The organism is Psychrobacter sp. 1Y4, assembly GCF_051847555.1.
The window spans coordinates 1-706 of sequence record NZ_JBPYDE010000552.1; the positions used below are offsets into that span (position 1 = coordinate 1).

At 48.4% G+C, this 706-nt stretch carries 1 pseudogene; it reads right to left on the bottom strand.

What is annotated here, in order from left to right:
• Positions 1-706, bottom strand: a pseudogene (locus ACS8FC_RS17510) (RNA-binding transcriptional accessory protein); the annotation flags it as partial.

Consider the following 706-nt stretch of genomic DNA (forward strand, 5'->3'; position numbering starts at 1 on the left):
TCATCGCATCGGTTTCGCGACTTGCCGTACCATTACCGATAGCGACCAAATCAACGTTATAAGTGCTTAATAGCTCATCGATGACTTTTTTGGCTTCAGTCATTTTGTTGTCAGGTGCGAACGGATACACTGTCGCGATGACAGGCTTCTCTTCACTATCCAGCATCACATGACCTTGCGCATCGACGATGGCCATTTTTACACCATGACGGATACCAGGATCGACACCTAAGATCACTTTAGGACCTGCCGGCGCAGACATTAGTAAATGCTGTAGATTGCTAGCGAATACATCGATCGCATCTGCTTCTGCGGCTAGACGCTTTTCAGTTAATAGGCGATGCTCGATATGCGGACGCCATTTGTCTTTCCATAAGCTGCTGGCTGCCTCTGCCAAAAACTCACGGCGTGCTGCTGGCGCTTTGGCATCGACATCGAAATGATTGATGATTTTTTCGATAAAGGGGGCGTCTTCGCCTTCAATTTTCAGACCCAAGACGTTTTCTTGACGACCGCGCAACATTGCTAATAGGCGATGGTTAGGCAGACGGGCAAGGCTTTCGCTATGCTCGAAATAGTCTTTGAACTTTTCGCCGACTTCACGTTTTTCTTCACTCGCAACGCTCGATACGATACTGGCAGTTTTGGCAAACCCGCTACGTAGGTTATCCAACAAGCCCAGTGCTTGTGTCCACTCATCGACGAT